The 19,498-nt window shown below is 63.2% G+C and carries 22 protein-coding genes; 21 read left to right on the top strand and 1 reads right to left on the bottom strand.

What is annotated here, in order from left to right; translation table 11 throughout:
* Positions 1–19: 19 nt before the first annotated feature.
* From OGV19_RS05550 to OGV19_RS05450, 21 genes are all read left to right on the top strand, one after another.
* Positions 20–235, top strand: coding sequence for an AlpA family transcriptional regulator (locus OGV19_RS05550; protein ID WP_264312496.1), 216 nt, complete (start codon positions 20–22; stop codon positions 233–235).
* A 4-nt stretch (positions 236–239) separates the two neighbouring features.
* Positions 240–1,118: a ParA family protein gene (locus OGV19_RS05545; RefSeq protein ID WP_264312495.1), complete on the top strand. Its 879-nt coding sequence runs from the start codon at positions 240–242 to the stop codon at positions 1,116–1,118.
* Between the two features lie 14 nt (positions 1,119–1,132).
* Positions 1,133–2,668 (top strand): ParB family protein, encoded by a 1,536-nt coding sequence (locus OGV19_RS05540; RefSeq protein WP_264312494.1) that lies wholly within the window; start codon positions 1,133–1,135, stop codon positions 2,666–2,668.
* Positions 2,669–2,683: 15 nt separating this feature from the next.
* Positions 2,684–3,235 (top strand): DUF2857 domain-containing protein, encoded by a 552-nt coding sequence (locus OGV19_RS05535; protein ID WP_264312493.1) that lies wholly within the window; start codon positions 2,684–2,686, stop codon positions 3,233–3,235.
* Positions 3,229–4,443 (top strand): STY4528 family pathogenicity island replication protein, encoded by a 1,215-nt coding sequence (locus OGV19_RS05530; RefSeq protein ID WP_264312492.1) that lies wholly within the window; start codon positions 3,229–3,231, stop codon positions 4,441–4,443. The genes OGV19_RS05535 and OGV19_RS05530 overlap by 7 nt, the downstream gene beginning before the upstream one ends.
* A gap of 150 nt (positions 4,444–4,593) precedes the next feature.
* Positions 4,594–5,358: a PFL_4669 family integrating conjugative element protein gene (locus tag OGV19_RS05525; RefSeq protein ID WP_264312491.1), complete on the top strand. Its 765-nt coding sequence runs from the start codon at positions 4,594–4,596 to the stop codon at positions 5,356–5,358.
* Positions 5,355–5,849, top strand: a complete 495-nt coding sequence (locus tag OGV19_RS05520; RefSeq protein WP_103436897.1) for a DUF3158 family protein — start codon at positions 5,355–5,357, stop codon at positions 5,847–5,849. Before OGV19_RS05525 ends, OGV19_RS05520 begins: the two co-directional genes overlap by 4 nt.
* Positions 5,850–5,854: 5 nt before the next feature.
* A complete protein-coding gene (locus OGV19_RS05515; protein ID WP_264312490.1) occupies positions 5,855–6,283 on the top strand; it encodes a single-stranded DNA-binding protein in 429 nt (142 codons plus the stop codon).
* Between the two features lie 458 nt (positions 6,284–6,741).
* Positions 6,742–7,086: a helix-turn-helix domain-containing protein gene (locus OGV19_RS05510; protein WP_264312489.1), complete on the top strand. Its 345-nt coding sequence runs from the start codon at positions 6,742–6,744 to the stop codon at positions 7,084–7,086.
* A 110-nt stretch (positions 7,087–7,196) separates the two neighbouring features.
* The gene (locus tag OGV19_RS05505) at positions 7,197–9,164 is read left to right on the top strand and encodes a DNA topoisomerase III (RefSeq protein WP_264312488.1); all 1,968 of its coding nucleotides are present in this window, start codon (positions 7,197–7,199) and stop codon (positions 9,162–9,164) included.
* 744 nt (positions 9,165–9,908) lie between these two features.
* Positions 9,909–10,448, top strand: a complete 540-nt coding sequence (locus OGV19_RS05500; RefSeq protein WP_264312487.1) for an STY4534 family ICE replication protein — start codon at positions 9,909–9,911, stop codon at positions 10,446–10,448.
* 67 nt (positions 10,449–10,515) lie between these two features.
* Positions 10,516–10,773: a hypothetical protein gene (locus OGV19_RS05495; protein WP_264312486.1), complete on the top strand. Its 258-nt coding sequence runs from the start codon at positions 10,516–10,518 to the stop codon at positions 10,771–10,773.
* Positions 10,774–10,835: 62 nt separating this feature from the next.
* On the top strand, positions 10,836–11,330 hold the full coding sequence (locus OGV19_RS05490) for a JAB domain-containing protein (RefSeq protein ID WP_264312485.1): 495 nt from the start codon (positions 10,836–10,838) through the stop codon (positions 11,328–11,330).
* Between the two features lie 58 nt (positions 11,331–11,388).
* Positions 11,389–12,105, top strand: coding sequence for a DUF5983 family protein (locus OGV19_RS05485; protein ID WP_264312484.1), 717 nt, complete (start codon positions 11,389–11,391; stop codon positions 12,103–12,105).
* Positions 12,106–12,363: 258 nt separating this feature from the next.
* Positions 12,364–12,753 (top strand): PFGI-1 class ICE element type IV pilus protein PilL2, encoded by a 390-nt coding sequence (locus tag OGV19_RS05480; protein ID WP_264312483.1) that lies wholly within the window; start codon positions 12,364–12,366, stop codon positions 12,751–12,753.
* Positions 12,750–13,418 carry a hypothetical protein gene (locus tag OGV19_RS05475; protein WP_264312482.1) on the top strand — a complete coding sequence of 223 codons (669 nt, stop codon included), beginning with the start codon at positions 12,750–12,752 and terminating at the stop codon, positions 13,416–13,418. The genes OGV19_RS05480 and OGV19_RS05475 overlap by 4 nt, the downstream gene beginning before the upstream one ends.
* 10 nt (positions 13,419–13,428) lie before the next feature.
* Positions 13,429–14,145, top strand: coding sequence for a TIGR03759 family integrating conjugative element protein (locus OGV19_RS05470; protein ID WP_264312481.1), 717 nt, complete (start codon positions 13,429–13,431; stop codon positions 14,143–14,145).
* Entirely contained in the window at positions 14,127–14,681 is a 555-nt protein-coding gene (locus OGV19_RS05465; RefSeq protein ID WP_264312480.1) for a lysozyme family protein, read from the top strand. Before OGV19_RS05470 ends, OGV19_RS05465 begins: the two co-directional genes overlap by 19 nt.
* Positions 14,678–15,139, top strand: a complete 462-nt coding sequence (locus tag OGV19_RS05460) for an integrating conjugative element protein (RefSeq protein ID WP_264312479.1) — start codon at positions 14,678–14,680, stop codon at positions 15,137–15,139. The genes OGV19_RS05465 and OGV19_RS05460 overlap by 4 nt, the downstream gene beginning before the upstream one ends.
* A 9-nt stretch (positions 15,140–15,148) precedes the next feature.
* On the top strand, positions 15,149–17,275 hold the full coding sequence (gene traD, locus OGV19_RS05455) for a type IV conjugative transfer system coupling protein TraD (protein WP_264312478.1): 2,127 nt from the start codon (positions 15,149–15,151) through the stop codon (positions 17,273–17,275).
* A gap of 34 nt (positions 17,276–17,309) precedes the next feature.
* A complete protein-coding gene (locus OGV19_RS05450) occupies positions 17,310–18,038 on the top strand; it encodes a TIGR03747 family integrating conjugative element membrane protein (RefSeq protein ID WP_264312477.1) in 729 nt (242 codons plus the stop codon).
* Positions 18,039–18,111: 73 nt separating this feature from the next.
* Here OGV19_RS05450 and OGV19_RS05445 read toward each other — a convergent pair whose 3' ends face one another.
* Entirely contained in the window at positions 18,112–19,392 is a 1,281-nt protein-coding gene (locus OGV19_RS05445) for a DUF2254 domain-containing protein (protein WP_264312476.1), read from the bottom strand.
* Positions 19,393–19,498 lie beyond the last annotated feature (106 nt).

Genomic DNA, 19,498 nt, shown 5'->3' with positions numbered 1-19,498 from the left:
GGTGCTAAGGAGTGACATCATGCAACCGATCAGCCCTGCCCCGCTGCCTGCCGACCGCCACATCATGCGCCGCGATGAGGTGGAACAGAAAACTGGCTTCAAGCGTTCGCATATCTACAACCTGATGAAAGCCGGCCTGTTCCCACAAAGCCGGCGCATCGGTACCCGTGCCGTCGGCTGGGACTCGCTGGAGATCGAGCAGTGGGTCCAGGATCGACTGTCGGTCAGGAAGTAGTGTCATGGACGTCCTCTCGCTGATCTCGACCAAGGGCGGCGCGGGCAAAACCACCGTCGCCGCCAACCTCGGCGGTGTACTCGCCGATGCAGGCCTCCGCGTCCTGCTGCTGGATCTGGACAGCCAGCCGACACTGTCCAGCTACTACGCCTTGCGCGAATCCCGCGAGGCTGGCACCTACGAACTCATCGCGCAACGACTCACGGCACCCGAGCAGGTGATTTCCGCCACCGTCATCTCGCATCTGGACCTGATCGTGTCCAACGACCGAGCCGGGCACATCAGCACCCTGCTGTTGCACGCGGCCGATGGCCGTCTGCGCCTTCACAATCTTCTACCGGCGTTCGAGGACCTTTACGATGTGCTGATCATCGATACCCAAGGCGCGCGCAGTGTCGTCGTGGAGATGGTTATCCTCGCGTCCGACTGTGCCCTGTGCCCGGTCCCTCCAGAAATGCTCGCGGCACGTGAGCTGCGGCGTGGCACGCTGGGACTGTTTGAAGAGTTGGAGCCCTACCGCTACCTGGGCGTTGCCATGCCGTCAGTGAGGCTGCTGCTCAACCAGGTCAAAGCCAATCGCCGTGACACGCGCTTGATCATGCACAGCCTGCAGGCGTCCTTCCAGTGCGACCCGCATGTCAGCGTCTGCACCACGGTCATTCCGGACCGCGTGGCCTACCCCAATGCCGCCTCGCTGGGGCTGCCGGTGCACCGCGTCGAGCCCACGCCACCCTCCGGCAGCCGCGGCCCTTGCGGGGCGGCGGTCATGCGCGCGCTGGCCATTGAGTTGTTCCCGCACTGGGAGGAGCGACTTGTCGACGCGGGCGCGCCTATGCACGGCCAACCGTCAGTGGCCGACCGTCGGCTCAGTCGTCGCGGCTGATGGGAGGGTCTGTGATGAAGCCGCCGTCTTCCGAAGACATCACCCGTCAATTGCAGCAGGCGCATTTTCCGCAGAAACATGGCCGCGACACGCCCGTGCCAATCGGGGACACACCGCTGGTGGTCAGCCTGGAACAATTGCGTCCTTACGAGCTCAACCCACGGGTGGTCCGCAACCCGCTGTATGACGAGATCAAAGCCTCGATCCGCGAACGGGGCCTCGACCAGCCCCCCGCGATTACCCGCCGTCCGGATGAGCCGCACTTCATCATCCGCAACGGCGGCAACACGCGCTTGAGCATCCTCGGCGAACTCTGGCAAGAAACCCGCGAGGAGCGATTCTTCCACATCCACTGCCTGTTCCGCCCTTGGCAGTCCGAGTCGCATGCCTTGATCGGGCACTTGGCCGAAAGTGATCTGCATGGCCAGCTCACGTTCATTGAGCGAGCGCTCGCGGTGGCGAAACTCAAGGATATGTTGCAGGAGCCCGATGTCCTGCTCAGCCAGCGTGAACTGGCCACACGCCTGAGCAAGGATGGCTACCCGATTTCACAATCGCACATCAGCCGCATGTTCGACACACTCGAACACCTGCTTCCGGTGATCCCGCAGACGTTGTATGCCGGTCTGGGCAAACCCACCATCGCCCGGCTCATCAACCTACGGCGCCGGGCGGAGTCGATCTGGAACCAATACTTGGGGGACATTCAGCAATTCGCGCTGCTGTGGTTTGAAGTGCTGTCGGCGTTCGACAGTGATAAGCCTGAGCTGAATTGGAGCGAGCTGCAGGATGAACTGATTGTCAGAATGGCGGTGCCGTTGAAGCAGACACCCCGCCTGCTCGCCTTGGAAATGCATCAGGAACCGCGTCGCTCAACGCCGCCTGCGGAAACACCTCAGCCACTGCCGCAAGCCCCACAAGGTGAGTGCGCCCCCCAGCTACCTGCCGAAGATGAAGCACAATCGGCACCTCGATCGCCCGCACCGGTGCCGACGAGCAGCACGGACAACACCGCGGCAGCCGAGGCTCCCCGCCTCCCCAACATCCGCGAGGCGCTGAGTGATGACGAACCGCTTGCTGCGACGCTGCCAAACGCCCTTGAGGTCAATGAGCCCTCCCCGCGCTCCGCCTCATCTCGCGCACCGCTACAGGATGACATCAATGCCTTGCGTGAGCGTTGCGCCGCTCTGGCGACTGAACTGGCAACCTATGCCGAAGCCAGTGCCATGGTCACGCCGCACGTAGAAGGCTTGGGTTTCACCTTGGCCATTGAACATGGCCAGCAGTTGAGCCCGCGACACACCAGCATTCAGCTATTGCTCTCGGCCCTGCTGCGCTTGCAGGACGACGTGACCTGGCAGCAACGCCAGCAGCTGCCGGCCGCGTTGTTTGGCCAACTGCTAATTGGCGCCTACGACCTGCCTTTTCCCGAACGCCCTGCTCTGACTGTGGGCCTCGAGCGACTACCCGATGCCCAGCTGGAGCAACTGTACGCCCTGATCCGCAACGCCCGGCAGTTGATCGACCTGACGCTGTCGTCCACGCGTTAAGTGAGGAGCCGCCTCATGAGTACGACCTTCAATCTGTTGAACCATGCGATGTTGAATCAGGTGCTGCATGAGCTACGCCATGGCCGCCTGCAGCGCTGCAAAGCGCTGGGCCTGGCCGACGAAGACATCGAAGTACTGCAATCGCTGCCACCGACCACCCTGTCCCACTTGGCGCACTCATCGATCGCCTGGGTTGAGGTCAAGGTGGATATCACCGTGTTGCGCCGCCTGATCGTCCAGGCCGAGCGCGACGAGCAGAACGAACGCCTGATCAACCGGGCGCTCAAGCTCGGCGCAAGCTCGACCATCATGTACCGCTGCTTCGGCCTGGACCATTCGGAAACGGCGTTGCGTCGCCGCGTGCTGAAGATCGAGACCCACCGCGGCCGCCCGGTCCAGCTCAGTGAAGCCCAGGAGCATGCGGTCTGGAACCGCTGGAGCCAACTGCGGGCAGAAGATCCGGACAACGATCCACTGGACACCATGATGATGCTGGCCGAGGAACAGCACATCAGCTTGACCCTGGTCTGGCAACAGGTCGAACTGTACGGAGGTACGCCATGCTGAGCTTCTACGAAGTGGACTGGCAGGACGTGGTGCGCCAGTGCTACGACGCCCTTCGACGCCGCAATGAGTGTCAGGCCGCCCAGGCCCAACAAGCGGCTGCTGCGGAGCCCGCGCTGCGCACGATCTACTACGGCGACAACAGTCCCCTGCCACAAGCACTGCTCCTCGATCGTCGGCTGACCCCGTTGGAGCGAAACACCTGGCAAGTGCTGCGCTGGCTGATCACCGAGCGCCAGGTCAAAACACCGCGCTACCAGGACCTCCAGCCCTACCTGGCGACCAGCCCCTGTGGTGCCCAAGCGTCGCGCGAGACCATCGCCCGCGCACTGAACGTCTTGCGTACCACCCGCTGGCTCAGCCTGGTCGACCGTTCGCGCGATGCCCAAGGCTGCCTTCGCGGCTGCGTCTACGTGCTGCACGGCGATCCGTTGACGGCGGCCGAGCAGCTTGAGCTGGACAGTGGCTACGCGGGGCTCCTGCAGCAGAACCTCAGCCATGCCACCAAGGGCGTGCGTGAGGTGACGCAGCATGTGCTCGCCGAAATTCAAGTCGACCCGCAGGTCGCCCAGGGCGACAAGGACCGACTGGGCGCACTGCCGCCGACACAGCAACACACGCTGCCGCTGATGGACGAAGACGCACAGGCGCAATATTCCGAACCTGGTCTGCGCCACCCCGTTCGGAATGCTCACGCCTCGGCCACCGATTCCGAACCCTGCGGCAAGGCACCGGATTCGGCTGTGGTTCGGAATGCCGACGCCGGCCGTACAGTACAGAAAGACCAAAGCAAAAAAAGTACGGTACTCGCACAGGTCGAGTTTGGTCGTGCACGCTGGCCTGAAGATTTACCGCTGAACCCGACCGAGCGGCGCATGGCCTCCCAGGCAATGCGCCAGCTTGAGCCGGAACAGCAACAAGCGGTGATCAATGAAGCGGCGGTGCGGTGCGCCCGCGGCGAGATCCGAAAACCCGTCGCTTACCTGATGGGGTTGATCAAACGCGCCTGCCAAGGCGAGTTCACCCTGTGGGCGGCCCGCGCCGAAACTACGACCGACACGACAGCACCGTCGCACGTACCGAAGGTCATGCCAGCGGAGCCACCCAGTGAGCGACCCAAGCGCGGTGGTCAGCGCACTGCCTCGCCACTCGCCCTCTCCTGTCTGGAGGAACTGAAGCAACGCTGCCGCGGTTCGCTTGCGCCTACCTAGTGGTGGATCTCGGTGGATTTGATGCCCATGCCATTGAATCCAAGGACGTCCACCGCCTGAAATTACGAGTGGAGCATCTTCGCGTTGATCCGCGTCGGATTGCCCGGATCGGCCCATCATCGGCGTCATTCCGACGGCGAGGTACTGGCGATGACCGATCACTACCATCTCAACCTGGGCTCCCTGCGCAGCAGCATCTCCCTCACCCTGCACACCCATCACGCGGCGCGCCTGTGGCAAGGCCGCATGGCCCGCGAAGGGGTACATTCGATCATGGGCATGCCTGGTTACATCGGTGTCACCAACCTGCTCAAGCACGCCAGCAGCCAGGATGACCCCTTCGCCGACTGGTTCATGCTGCAACTGGAGGACAAGCTGCTGCAGGCCAAGGCCGAACTGCGCGCGCTGACCAAGCAGGTCAGTCGAGTGGAGCGCGCCCTGCCGACCCAAGTCGATATCGGCGATAACCTCAATATCCATCCCGTCACCCTCCCCCTGTTCATCGGCAGCCAGCTTGGCTTTCTCGCGGTCTACCTGCTGACCGACTACGACGCCCTGGTGCGCCGCGTTCTGCTCGCTCACCACACAGCCTTAATCGGCCGCCCCGACATGGAAAACTGGATCGATCGCGGCGCCCACGAGTTGCGCAGCCTGTTCGGTCTGGCCCAGCGTTATCGCCTGGCGGGGGTCAGTCGGGATGACATGGCCGCCAACAACGCCCGGGCCCGTGAAGCGATCGACAAGTTCGGCACACCCCCACGCAAGATCCTCGAAGGCAGCCACCGCTCTCAATTCGCCCCACCCATCACGCGGAGTCAGACCACCTCGAATCCCGATGAGCCAGATCAACCTGCCCTGCCGGAGGCCGAGGCACAACCTACTCCGGAAGTCCCGGGCGAAGGGGGTGAGGCATGACCCTGGCCGATGCAATTGCCCGGCGGTTGTCAGCGGATGCCTACCGCGCGTTCGCACAAAGTGCCTCCCTAAAAGGCCTTTTAAAGCCTTTTAAGGGTAAGGGGGAGCTGCAGCAGTTCGCCGAAACGATCCTGCGCCTGCGCACTCAGGTCGCCGAATTGATGGCGGTGATGCTGGCGATCATGGCGCAGCCTCCTTTCTCGTTGCTGGAGCTGCGACTAGTCGTGCAGCACAGCGCGACGGGCACTGACTTCCTGCGCTGGCGCAGTCCGGACTTTCAGCGCATGGGCGTGCAGGTGTGGCAGGAGTCGGTGGTTCATCCGCATCTGCACCCTGAGCTGCGGCAGGCGTTGTATCAGCTGGAGACCAACCGGGTGGTGCTGAACCTGCAGATGAGCAGCCTGCAGTCGCTGTATCGCCAGGCCGTCTCCGGTGCCAGCAAGCTCGCGGCCGCCGAGCTCATCCTGACCCGTTTCCCCACCGAGGAGTGACCCGTATGAGTACGTTATTTGTAGGTGAAGGCAACATCGGCAGCGTGCCGGAATTCCAGGAGTTCAACTCCAACCCGGATGAACCGCGGCGCCTGCTGCGGCTGAACGTCTATTTCGACAACCCGGTACCGCGTGAAGGCGGCTACGAGGATCGCGGCGGCTACTGGGCGCCGGTCGAGCTCTGGCACCGCGATGCCGAGCACTGGAGCACGCTGTACCAAAAAGGCATGCGCGTCTTGGTCGAAGGCCGCACGGTCAAGGATGAGTGGGAGGACAGCGAGGACAACGCGCGGGTGACGTTCAAGGTCGAGGCGCGGCGCATCGGTATCCTGCCGCATCGCCTGGCCTCGGTGACCATGCGCGAGAAGACGCAGGCCCCCCCCAACGCCACGCGTAAAGGCGATGGCAAGAAATCCACACGCAAGGCCGGGTGAACCGTGGACCTCAGTGGAATCACCGCGCCCTGCGCGATACTGCAGGGGCCGCGCAGCTTAACCGGCGAGCAGCATTGACGCTCGTTAGCTATCCATCTCGGCTGGCTTTCCCGCGCTGTCCACTCTCCAGCAACTGCTTCACCTCCGTCAGGCACTGATCCAGGGCAAGGAATGCCCGCCAGTGCGCCGGATTCTCCTGAACCCAGGCGATCAACTTCGCGCGTGCCTCCCCATTGTCAGGTTCCAGATGGGTAGCCATGAACAGCTCGTAGGCCTTGATCGCTAACTTATCTGCCTCACGCTGGTGGGATCCGTGCAAGTTGAAGCCTCCGTGTGAACGGGCGGGTCATCCAGTTATTTTTCGTGATACGCCTCATAGGGTTGTCAGTCAACTCTTTGAGCCGTTCATATCCTTGAGTGGCTAGTCAACCATATGGGTCGAATTGGAGAGCGCCCCGTTGCCCGTCAAAGAGCCTAGCCCACATCACATTGGCCGCCAGTTGGCGAAGTATCGTCGCGACCGCCGCTTGACCCAGGACCAGGTCGGCGAGCACCTGCGTATTTCCGGCGAGGCCGTCTCCCGCCTGGAGCGTGGCCTGGTTGAGCTGTCCGTGACGAAGCTGCTGCAGTTGGCAGACCTGTATGGCTGCCCCGTCGATGAGCTGCTGCTGGCCATCAGTCCTCGCCCCCAGGATCAGGGCCAGCAGATTACTGCGATCATCAAGGAGCTGGGCGACGCCGATAAACAATTCGCCCTGGAGTTTCTGCAAACGCTGGCCACTCATCTCGCGCAACGCAAGTAGGGTTTTGGCCCTGCGCTGATACGTCGAACCGATACCACCAGTTTCGGCTTTACCCTGGCGCTTCACGACCACACCTCCACCCTGTCGGTACCCACCGAGAGGGCCCACGCATGCGCCTGTTCATCTGCGAAAAACCGTCCCAAGCCCGCGATATCGCCCGGGTACTGCAAGCCAGCCGACGCGGCGATGGCTACCTGCAGGGCCAGAACGTCACCGTCACCTGGTGCATCGGCCATCTGCTGGAAACCGCGCCCCCTGAAACCTATGGCGATTACAAACGCTGGTCGTTGGACGATTTGCCGATCATTCCCGCCCGCTGGCAACTGGTGGTCAAGCCCAAGGTTGCCAGCCAACTGAAGGTGATCGACCAACTGCTGCGGACATGCCGCGAGGTGGTGATCGCCACCGACGCTGATCGCGAGGGCGAGATGATCGCCCGGGAGATCCTCGAGAGTTGTCAGTACCATGGGCCGATCCTGCGCCTGTGGCTGTCTGCCCTTGATGAAGCCTCGATCCGCCGGGCCTTGGCTGCCTTGCGTCCGGGCGAACAGACCCTGCCGCTGTACCACTGTGCGCTGGCCCGCTCCCGCGCCGACTGGTTGGTGGGCATCAATTTGAGCCGACTGTTCACCCTGCTCGGCCGCCGCGCTGGCTTCGACGGTCTGCTGCCGGTAGGCCGCGTCCAGACGCCAACTCTGCGCCTGGTGGTCGAGCGCGACCGGGCCATCGCCAGCTTCGTGCCGCAACCGTTCTGGAACGTCGACACTCAGTTGGTGGCAGAAGGCGTGAGTTTCAAAGCCCGTTGGCAACCGCCTACCTCGATCTGCGACGATGAGGGCCGCTGCATCGATGAAGCGGCCGCCAGGCAAGCCGCAGCGCGCCTTAGCCAATACGGAACGGCCCGCATTGACAGCATCGAGGTGGAGCAGGTCCGGGAGGGCGCGCCACTGCCGTTTGATCTCGGCACCTTGCAGGAAGTCTGCTCGGCCAAACTCGGGCTCGGCGCTCAAGAGACGCTGGGGATCGCCCAAGCCCTGTACGACACCCACAAGGCCACGACCTACCCGCGCAGCGATTGCGGCTACCTGCCCGAGAGCATGCTCGATGAGGTGCCCCGCGTCCTGCATGCCCTGGTGGCCGCCAGCCCTGCTCTCGGCCAGGTCATCAAGGAGCTGGATCCTTGTCGCCGCTCGCGCGCCTGGAACAGCGGCAAGATCACCGCGCACCACGGCATCATTCCGACCGCCATCACGCTCGACCTCGCTCAGCTGTCCGAGCGCGAGCAGGCGGTTTTCGCGCTGATCCGCGCCCGCTACCTCGCGCAGTTCCTTCCTGAGCATGAGTACCTGAAAACGCAAGTGCTGATGCACAGTCAGGCCGACCAGCTACTGGCACGGGGCAAGCAGACTCTGGTGCGCGGTTGGAAAGCGGTGATCAACGAGACTCACGGCAATGAGCCCGGCGAACAGACTCAACGCTTGCCCACACTTCGCGAGTCCGCCTCGGTGGCGTTGACTGACGCGGCCGCCATTGCCCAGCGCACGCAGCCCCCCAAGGCCTACACCGAGGGCACGCTGGTCAAGGCGATGAAAACCATCGCCAATCAGGTGGCCGATCCGCGGCTCAAGCAAACACTCAAGGACAGCTGCGGCCTCGGTACCGAAGCCACCCGCGCGGCCATCATCCAGGGGCTGATCGACCACGGTTACCTGACCAAGAAAAAACGCAGCCTGGCCGCCTCGGCTGCGGCGCACACCCTGATCGAAGCGGTGCCACCGGAGGTGGCCGACCCGGTGTTGACGGCGCTGTGGGAGCAGGCGCTGGAGCGCATCGAATCGGGCCAGCTGAGCGTCGAGACCTTTCTCGCCAAGCAGGCGCAATGGCTGACCCGCTTGGTGCGCAGCAACGCCTCGCTCACCCTGCAGCCGCCCCCCTCGAAGGGACCGCTCTGCCCGGTGTGTCGCAGCGGCATGCGCCAGCGCAAAGGCCGCACCGGCAGCTTCTGGTCCTGCATTCGCTACCCGGAATGCAAGGGCACCAAGCCCGTCGCCAAAGCCAAGCGCCCGAAGAGGACATGACTTGACGGCAGACTGTCGCGCTGGTGTAGTGATCCAGCCCCTCGCCGCTTGGCGACCCTAGACCGATTCGCTCCGGGCAGCTCGGTCAGACTCGTAGAGTTCGGAGCCACCCTTCACCGCCTCTGCGGATAACTTCTCAGCGTTCCAAGTCTCCCAGGTGGATGACCCATGCGGCTTGTGCCAGGCCTCAAGGGTCATCCGCTTCGGCGACGATGCTCAGCTCCGGTGCCCGCCGGCGAAACACTGGGCACCTTTTGTGCGCGGATGCGTGCCAGTTGATTCCGACCCAGGCCACGACAAGGGTCGGTTGATCCAGGTGGATCGACAGCGGAGAGTTTACGACGAACTCCGGTGTCACATCGCCGGATCAAAGGTGGTCCACTTCCTCCTAGCCTGATGACCGTCGGGCTATTTTTTCGCCGCTGAAAATCCACCGAAAGCCACCGAATTCCGCCCGCCCAGACCGTCTCAAATCCCCGGTTGACGGAGGGTTGGCTGCGCTTTATAGATGAGCTGCACACCGCTGTCGTTGACAGCACCCAGGCAGCCAGAACCTTCAAGGCTGCGCCCGTTTCGGGTGGTTCTCCCCAAGTGCGACTCGCGCTCGGCAGCTCGCACGGTCACCGACCTGTCGGTGATGAGCGCCCTCTCTACCGATCATGTGATTGCACCCTCACCCTTGCGGAACTCACCAGCCGCCAGGGTCGGTGGATGTCCGCGTTTCTGCTGAACAGGAGTTCCATCATGACCACTGCAAGCAATAGCGCCCCCACCACCTACTTCAACCTGCACACCCAAGGCATCGGTTACCTGAACCGGGTCCGCGAAGTCCCGGTTCGCCGTGGCCAAGCGTTCATGGCCTGTGACATCGCCGCCTTGCACGGTGCCTCGGACGACGTCGAGTACACCCGCTTCGACTGCAAGGTCGCCAGCGGGGAAGCCGACCGGCTGATCCGTGAACACCTCGAAGACGTTCGCGCTGAACGCAAGGTCCTCATCGCGTTTCGCATCGGCGACCTCTGGGTAGATCCCTTCCTGTACGAGAAAGGCGAACGCAAGGGGCAACCCGGCGCCAGCCTCAAGGGCCGTCTGATCTTCATCGAGTGGATCAAGGTCGATGGCCATTTCAGCTACCGTGCGCCCGCCCGCACCGACGCTGCCTCTGACGCGATGGAGCCAGCGGAGGCCGATAGAGATAAGGCAGACATTGACGGTGACTCCGATCAGCGCCTGCCAACTCCGACCGCCGCCCGTAACTCCACTGCAGCAACTCAATCTGCCTGAGGCAGTTTGACCGCCAACAGCAGGCGCTCTTCGGAGCGCCTGCTGTTCATTCACGTCGGAGGTTGCCATGGAAAGCTTCTGGCTCTGCGAAGACTGCCTTCAGGCGGTGGCTTACGACGACTTCAGCGCCTTATCGCTGTACTACAGCGAGGCCGAAGTTGACGAGCGAATCGCGCAGATACGTGAGGCAGTGCAAGCGTTGCTGCCGTTCAGCGCCGATTTCGATCCGGACACCGGCATCGGCATCGACTCGTTCTCCACCCGCCCCTGCGAAAGCTGCCACTCACCGTTGCACGGCACTCGCCATCGGTTCACCCGCCTGTGACCGCCTGATCTCACCCACTTGGGGCCTCCTCCCGGAGCGTTCCTGCACACGAGGCTTTGCTCATGAACACGCCATTGACCTTGGTCGAGCCCCTCGATCCGGCACTGACCCAGCGCGCCCACGAAGATGCGTTGATCAACGAAGCCCTGCAGCTGCTGGACCAACGCTATTTCCAGCGCGGCGAAGTACTCATCACGCCGGCCGACGCCGCGTCTTACCTGAAACTGCGCCTGGCGCCTTATCACCACGAGGTGTTTGCCCTGCTGTACCTCGATTCACAGCACCGCGTGCTGGACTTCGAGGTGTTGTTTTTTGGCAGCATCGATGGGGCTTCGGTGTACCCCCGTGAAGTGGTGGTCAAGGCACTGGCGCACAACGCCGCCGCGGTCATCCTCAGCCACAACCACCCTTCGGGCTGCCCTGAACCCAGCGGCGCCGACCGCGTGCTGACGGCGCGCCTGATCGAAATCTTGGCGCTGGTCGAGGTCCGCGTTCTGGACCACATCATCGTCGGTGAAGGTCAGCCCCTCTCCCTGGCCGAATACGGCTGGATCTAACCCTCTCTCTCGCCACCGCCTGCTTGGGGTGGCGTTCTCTTTTTCCTGGAGCGCCATCATGCTCACCTCAACCTCCAACCCCTTTTCCCGCGGCTTTAATGCATTCGCCTGCGAGCGTGTGGTCCAGATCCACTACGACGACCAGTGCCCGCCCTGCTACCGCCCCTTGCACACCGCCCAGCTGGACCTGGACGACGATCACATCAACTGTCAGGCCTGCGTATTCGATGACGACTGCGCCGTCATCACGGAAGGCCAGGATGTTTCTGGCTTCCTTCGCCTGCAGTTGCCCGCGGACGGCGTGGTCACCACCGTGCTGTACCAGGTCACGGCCGAGCGGCTGACTGGCTCGGTACACCTCGGCGACCTTCCCAGCCTGGAAGCGGCGAATCAACTGATGCAGCAGTTGTCCTTTGCCACCGGCCAGTACAGCCGCAGCTGGGAGATCAGTTCATCCCATCTACCGGCCGACGAATACGCCTACCTTGAGCAGCTTGCCCGCAGCGAACGACCGGCCGGTTTCTTTGAATGTTTCCCATTGGTCAGCAACCGCTCCGTCGGCTGCAAGCTGTACTCCACACCTTGGCACCGCAGCGCCCACGTGGAAGGTCCCGGTTGCTCAGCGGCAGAGGTCTGCACGCGCCTGCTGGATGAACAGGTGCCGCCAGTGTTGATGACCCTGTTGCTGCTGGCCGGCCAGGCCGACACGCGCTTTCTGGTATTTGATCCTGATGCGGCCCCGCTGGCGGGACTGCCGGTGTTTGCTGACGAGTGACCCAAGGCGCCCTGAAGGGCGCCTTTTTATGCATGGGAGCCGATAACCAAGGCGGGCAACTTCGGTTTTTCAATGGGTGCAGCTCGCGCGCGTTGCCAAGGTGTCGGCACCTACTGTCGAGACCTGCTCATGCACACGCCCGCACTTTCTTACCTTGTCCTGATGCTCGCGCTGGCGGGCTGCAACACGTCGCCTGCCATCACCCCAGCGACAGCGCCAGCCAAAGCCGTTCCAGCTCCGCCCCCCCCTTCCAAGCCGTTGTCAGCGTCACCAGCGTGGGTCCGCCAGGACCGCTACACCCTGGTCAGCGCACGACCGACGCTGGAGCAACGCCAGCCATTGTTCCAGCTCATCACCGTGCAAATTTCACCGGCGCTGCACGCGACGGTCGGTGATGCCCTACGCCACGTATTGCAGCGCTCGGGCTACTCACTCTGCGCCAACCGCGCCGAAGTCACGACCTTGTTTAGCCGCTCACTGCCGGCCGTACAGCACCAGCTTGGGCCGATGGCGCTGCTGGACGCCTTGACCATCCTCGGCGGCCCGGCCTGGCGGCTCGTCATCGACCCGGTCGAACGCAGCGTGTGCTACGCCCTCCGCGCACCGGTGCCCGCCCCACCTCACCCGCCTCTGGAGATCGCGCCATGAAGGTCCATCACTTTCAGGCCCTGGTGCTCGGGGCTCTGTGCCTCGGTGCCGCCGTGCTGGCCGCCGTGACCTACAACCACCAGCAACAACTGACCGCGCTCCTGGTCGCTGCTGATAATGCGCCAGCCGATCCACCCCCGGCCCTGCGGCGGGACCTCGATGCACTCGGCGCCACCGTCGCGGCACTTCCACCGCAAGTGAAAACGCTGGGCGAGCACCAGCGCCAGCAGGACGCGACCTTTGCGGCATTGAGCAAACAGCTGGGTGAGGTGAGCGCTTCGCTCACGTCCATTGAAGCGGTGCCTGTGGGTCCGACCAAGGCTGACCTGGCCGCGCTGGAACAGCGAATGGGCAACGCCGAAACCGCCGTCCACGCCCTCGTGGCTCGACACGTTGCGCCATCCGCACAACCCAAGCCTGCAGCCTCTGCCAAACCGGCCGCCAAAACCCAAACCCCGACGCCGCCATTCACCTTGCTGGGTGTCGAGACCCGTGGCGAGGTTAGGTTTGTCTCGGCTCAACCGGCCGGCGCGCATGCCCTGTCGACCGTCCACCTGCTGCAGTCCGGTGACAGCTTGAACGGCTGGCAGCTCAAGACCATTCGCCGGAATCAGGCCGTATTCCAGGTGCCTGGCCTCGGCGAACGTTCGCTGCCCCTGCCGTGACGAGGTGCATATGGTCCGGTTAATCACTCTCTCGCTGCTCCTGTTCCCCATCTACCTGGTCTCGGGATCGGGATGGAGTGCGCCCGCCACGGTTGAAACGGAGCAGCAGTCCAGCGAGCAGGCCCCGCTGCAGCTAGAGCGATCCGCAGCACAGGCCAAGGCCTGGGGCCTGACCGATGACGAATGGGCCAAGTTCGAGCGCCTGCAGAGCGGTCCCCGCCACTACTGGTCACCGCAGCTCGACCCGCTGACCACCCTGGGCGTGGAAGCCGATTCGGACCAAGAGCGTCGGCGCTACGCCGAGCTGCAGGTACGCCTCGAAGCCAAACGTGCCGAGCGCGAACTGGCCTATGAAAAAGCCTACACCGCAGCCTGGGCGCGGCTGTTCCCGGGACTGCTGCCGGTGCAGGGGTTGAGCGATGCAGTCTCCCCGTCGAGCAACCCGCGCTATGCGGTGTTTGTGGAAGACCCGTGCTCGACCTGTGACGCCAGCGTCCGCCAATGGTTGAGCACGGGCGCCCATCTGGACGTCTACCTGGTGGGCAGCCAGGGCGACGATGCGCGCATTCAGCGATGGGCGCACACGGTGGGCATTACCCCGGGCCAGGTCAGCAGCGGCCAAGTCACCCTCAATCACGACCGCGGCCGCTGGTTCACCCTGGGCGCCAGCCGCCCGCTGCCCGCGCGCTTTCAACTGGTGGAAGGGACATGGCAGCGCGTCGACTGACCCTCGCCCTGGCCCTGCTGGGGGTGACGGCGGCCCAAGCAAGCGGCCTGCCTCCACCGGCGTACCGGTTGGCCGCCGCCCAGGCCGGCATCCCAGCCTCGGTGCTGTTCGCCATTGCCCAGCAGGAGAGCGGCACGCCGTTGCGTGGGCAGCTCATCCCCTGGCCGTGGACCTTGAATGTGGCCGGCACGCCGCAGCGTTTCGCCACCCGTGACCAGGCCTGTACCGCACTCACCGTGGCGCTCAGCCGGCATGATCCCAAGCGCATCGATGTCGGCCTAGGGCAAACCAACCTGGGTTACCACCCGAAGCGTTACCCCACCGCCTGCGATGCCCTCGATCCGCGTAGCAACCTCGCCGTTACCGCCGACCTGTTACGCGCGCACTACGCCGACGTCGGTGACTGGATCATTGCCGCCGGCCGCTACCACCGGCCAGCGGGTGGCGCCCCGGCGGCGCGCTACCGCATGCAGTTCAGCCAGCACTGGCAACGCCTTGAAGCCGCCACGTCCAGCCGTGGAGGACCACGCTCATGATTGACGTTCCCCAGGGCGCACTGATCTGCGGGCTGGTTGGGTCGTTGGCCGCCGGGGTATGGCTTGTGCCGACGCCCCCTGCCCTGGCCACCGAAGCGGCCGCGCCGGTCGAACGACCCGACCCACGCACACTGAACTGGGTGCTGCCGGTGCGCAGCGCGCGCCTCACGCCGGGTGAGGTGCCACGCAGAGCGCTGGACCTGCCAGGCATGGCCCCGCTGTTCCTGGTTGGCGCGGACGCCGCTTCGCTGGCCTGGCTGGCGCAGCACGCGCCAGCACTGAAGCGGTTGGGCGCCAACGGCCTGGCCGTTGAGGTCGCCGATGCGGCGGCGCTGCAGCGCATCCAGGCGATAGCGCCTGGTTTGGCCATCTGGCCGGTCAGTGGCGACGACATTGCCGAACGACTGCAGCTGGAGCACTACCCGGTACTGATCACACCGACCGGCCTGGAACAGTGAGGTACCGCCATGGGTGATCATGCGATGGAATCCCTGTTGCGTCCGGCAGTGGAGCTGTACACCGTGGGCATCTGTGCCGGTGCCGGCGCGCTGTGCCTGCATTCGCCCTGGGCCGTAGCGCTGTCGCCAGAGGTCGGTGCCGGCATGGCCCTGGCCTACACCGCCTTCGGTCTCAAGCGGCTCAATGAAGCCCGCATTGTCCTGCGCTATCGGCGCAACATCCGCCGCCTGCCCCGCTACTCGCTGACCAGCCGACAGATCCCGGTCAGCAGCAAGCGCCTGTTCATGGGTCGTGGTTTTCGCTGGAGCCGCCTGCACACCCAGCGCTTGCTCGAAGCGCAGGATCCCGCGCTTGCCCGCTACGTCAATCAATCAGCGGCCTACCAGTGGGCCCGGCGCCTGGAGCACGTCCTGGAAAAAGCGCCGCCAGGGCTCTCCCTCCTGCCGCGCGTGACCGCCTGGGACAGCCCGCTCAACCCGGTACGACCGCTGCCGCCCGTGGGCGGCTCACCGCTGCTGCATGGCGTCGAGCCCAACGAGCGAGAGGTCTCTCTACCATTGACCGAACGCGTAGGCCATACCCTGGTCCTGGGCACCACCCGGGTGGGCAAGACGCGTGTGGCCCAAGTTTACATCACTCAGGATATCCACCGACCTAGCAAGGAAGTGGTAATCGTCTTCGATCCCAAGGGCGATGCCGAGCTGCTTACAAGCATGTACGTAGAAGCTAAACGATCTGGTCGCGAGAACGAATTTTACGTTTTTCACTTAGGCTGGCCTGAGATTTCCGCACGCTACAACGCCATCGGCCGTTTCGGCCGCATCTCGGAAGTCGCCACTCGGATTGCTGGCCAACTGAGCGGTGAAGGCAACTCAGCGGCGTTTCGCGAGTTCGCCTGGCGCTTCGTCAACATCATCGCCCGGGCCCTGATCGAGCTCGGCCGGCGCCCGGACTACCTGCAGATCCAGCGCCACGTGGTAAACATCGACGCGCTGTTCATCGAATACGCCCAGCACTTCTTCGCCCGGCATGACCCGCAGGCGTGGGAGACCATTGCTGGTCTCGAAGCTCGCCTCAACGAAAAGAACGTGCCGCGACATATGATCGGCCGCGAGAAACGCGTGGTCGCCATCGAGCAGTACCTGACCGCCAAGCGTCTCTTCGACCCGGTCATGGATGGCCTGCGCTCGGCGGTACGCTACGATCGCACCTACTTCGACAAGATCGTCGCTTCGCTGCTGCCGTTGCTGGAAAAGCTCACCAGTGGCAAGACGGCGCAACTGCTGGCCCCTAACTATTCCGACCCGAACGATCCTCGGCCAATCTTCGACTGGCTGCAGGTCATCCGCAAACGCGGCATCGTCTATGTCGGTCTGGATGCACTGTCCGATGCCGAGGTCGCTGCCGCAGTCGGCAACTCGATGTTTGCCGACCTAGTCTCCGTCGCCGGGCACATCTACAAGCACGGCATCGACCACGGTCTGCCGGCCTCCTCCAGCGCGGCCGACAAGGTGCCCATTAACCTACACGCCGACGAATTCAACGAGCTGATGGGCGATGAGTTCATCCCGCTGATCAATAAGGGCGGCGGTGCCGGTATCCAGGTCACCGCCTACACCCAGACCTTGAGCGATATCGAGGCGCGCATCGGCAGTCGGGCCAAGGCCGGCCAGGTCATCGGCAACTTCAACACCCTGCAGATGCTGCGCGTACGAGAAACTGCGACTGCCGAACTGCTGACCAATCAGTTGCCGAAGGTCAACGTGCAGACGCGCACCCTGGTCTCCGGCGCAACCGACACGGCGGATCCCGATGCCCGTACCGACTTCACATCGTCCTCGCAGGACCGGGTCACCACCACGGCCGTGCCACTGATCGAGCCGGCGCACATCATTGCCCTGCCGAAAGGCCAGATGTTTTCGTTCCAGGAAGGCGGGCAACTGTGGAAAGTGCGAATGCCGCTGCCCAAATCAGCCAGCGACGATGCGATGCCGGCGGATCTGCAGGCCCTGGCCGCGCGTATGCGTGAGTCCTACAACGCCAATGCGGGGAGCTGGTGGAGCAGTGCCGGCGGTGCGCCTACGGTCGACTTTGATCCTGAGATGCCGCCACCGGGGCGTAAACCCGACCCGTGAGTATCGGTCAGCCGGCGAACACAGTGGAGTTTTAATGCCTAGCACCCCAAGCAATCCACCTCCGTCACAACGACGACCGGGTCTCATAGTCGGGGCGCTCGATCTCTTCCTGCGGTTGCTCGGCCTGCTGTTCGCCTCGCTGCTGTTTTCTATCGTACTAGAGTTCGTGGGAATGCTTTGGTTCTGGCCAGAAGAAGGCTGGCATCACAGCCATACCATGTGGCTAAGTGAGCTCGGATGGCTCAGCAATCACTTCAGGAGCTCACTGCTGGTGCAGGAGCCGGCGCAAGCGACAGCGAAAATCCTTGAGCGCCTCAACGATTGGGTTGTGGTCCGCTCCGGCTGGGAGCAATCCGATAATCACCTGAAGCTGCTCAGTCGCAAGGCGACGCTGCAAGGACAGCTCGCTCAAGCGTACGTCGCAGGCCAGGACTACTTGCTGGCAGCCCTGTTCACGCTCTTCACGTTCGTGGTGCGCTTGGCCGTTCTATCTCTGGCCACGCCCTTGTTTTTGCTTGCGGCGCTCACCGGCGTGGTCGACGGGCTGATGCGCCGCGACCTGCGCAAGTTCGGGGCGGACAGGGAGAGCAGCTTTGTCTATCACCGAGCCAAGCGAACATTGTTGCCGCTGATGGTCAGCCCTTGGGTAATTTACCTGACGCTACCTTGGTCCTTGAATCCAAATTGGGTACTACTTCCTTGCGCAGCAGTGCTCGGCATTATGGTGGCGATCACAGCTGCCACATTCAAAAAGTATTTGTAATGACTGGGTGAGAAATCGCGACCAGCTAGTGCCTCGGTAAGACAAATTCTCCGACAAACTTCCGGAGGTCGGGCTAACAATCGTTACGAAGCGGTTCAGCCATTTTTACCAATTGCTCCTTATCCATTTCAAGTACAAGCGCGGCGTGGGCAAGTTTGAGCAACCGCTCTGCATGCCTTCTCGCACTGCCTTCGAATAGCTGCGGGTTAATTTGAGCCAGGCTCAGCAACGCCTTGAGCAGCCGTATATTCACCTCTCGCAGCACCGCCCCGTCTCGAGCGATCGGTCCAAAGAAATCATCGAACAAATCATCAACCACAATGCCGTGCAGATAAATGTGGGCACAGGCTTCATGCGACGGCGTCAAAGCATGAGGCCGCCCCCAGTGCGACAAGCACCTGACACCTCTACCGATGACATCGATCGCAGTGCCGGGATCGTTGACTGCAGGCGACAACGCTCTGGAAGCGATCTCGGACAGCACTGACAACCCGAAGCGCGGGTCATGTTCGAACGTCCGACGGGTACCCACCGTGATGGCTGCATGTACGTCATGCTCGACGGCCGCCACCGATCGTACGTCCTGCCCGGGTTGCGCCACGACGGTGGCAAGCGGCGCTCCAGGGTGGACGAATGAGCCAGGCAACACATCCATATAGATCTGAACGGGGTGCCGATGAGTGATGGCTGCCAACGCCTCCACGTCCATATGCTGAACGTAACCGGTTCGATGACTCACCAAACGCAGGGCAGAAGGAGGGAAAACCATGCCTTCCGGATATGCAGAGCCGCCCAGGTAGGGCCATTTGGCCCGATGCTCGATAGCCTCTATCGCAGCCAGTTCTACGCGGTCGATAGTTTCACCTACCCGCCCGAGCCTGGAGAGGTGATCGATCCAGCGCAGCAAGGTATAAACTATCAGGATGACAACTGCTATCGTAACCGCAAACAGCAACACCCGCCCTTGATCTCCATAGGCTCCCGTACTCAAAGCAATCAGCCCGACAAGGCTGAACAGGAACGAGCCGATAAAAGTGGCCAACGCATTGTGCGTGGTCGTATCCTCCATCACCAGCGTCGTGGCACGAGGTGTCACCCCCGTGCTGGCCGCACCATATGCCGCCACCATGGTACTCAGAGAAAAGGTCGTCACCGCCAGCATGCTGGAGGCTATGATGCCGAGGATCTTGTCGACAGCGTCCGCGCCTATCCGAGCGGGTAAGGACGCCGGAATGAAGTCTTTCAACACCACCGCGATCAAGGCTGTAGCCACGCCGAGCAGCGAAAACAAAGTCGCCCGGAACCAGAGCCGCTTTGTGACTCGAACCGCGAGCCAACGCCAGCGCGCCATCATCCGTTCCTCCTCCTCGCAGCCCACGCTGTAAACGCGATCAGGTTGTGCCTTCTGTCAATGAATCTGCCCATCAGCCTAGCCCATAACGGTGGCTAGCGCGCTGCTC

It is taken from the genome of Pseudomonas putida, assembly GCF_025905425.1.
Lineage (GTDB): Bacteria > Pseudomonadota > Gammaproteobacteria > Pseudomonadales > Pseudomonadaceae > Aquipseudomonas > Aquipseudomonas putida_AF.
The sequence above is the reverse complement of the archived record's forward strand: the minus strand, read 5'-3'. Positions and strand labels throughout refer to the sequence as shown.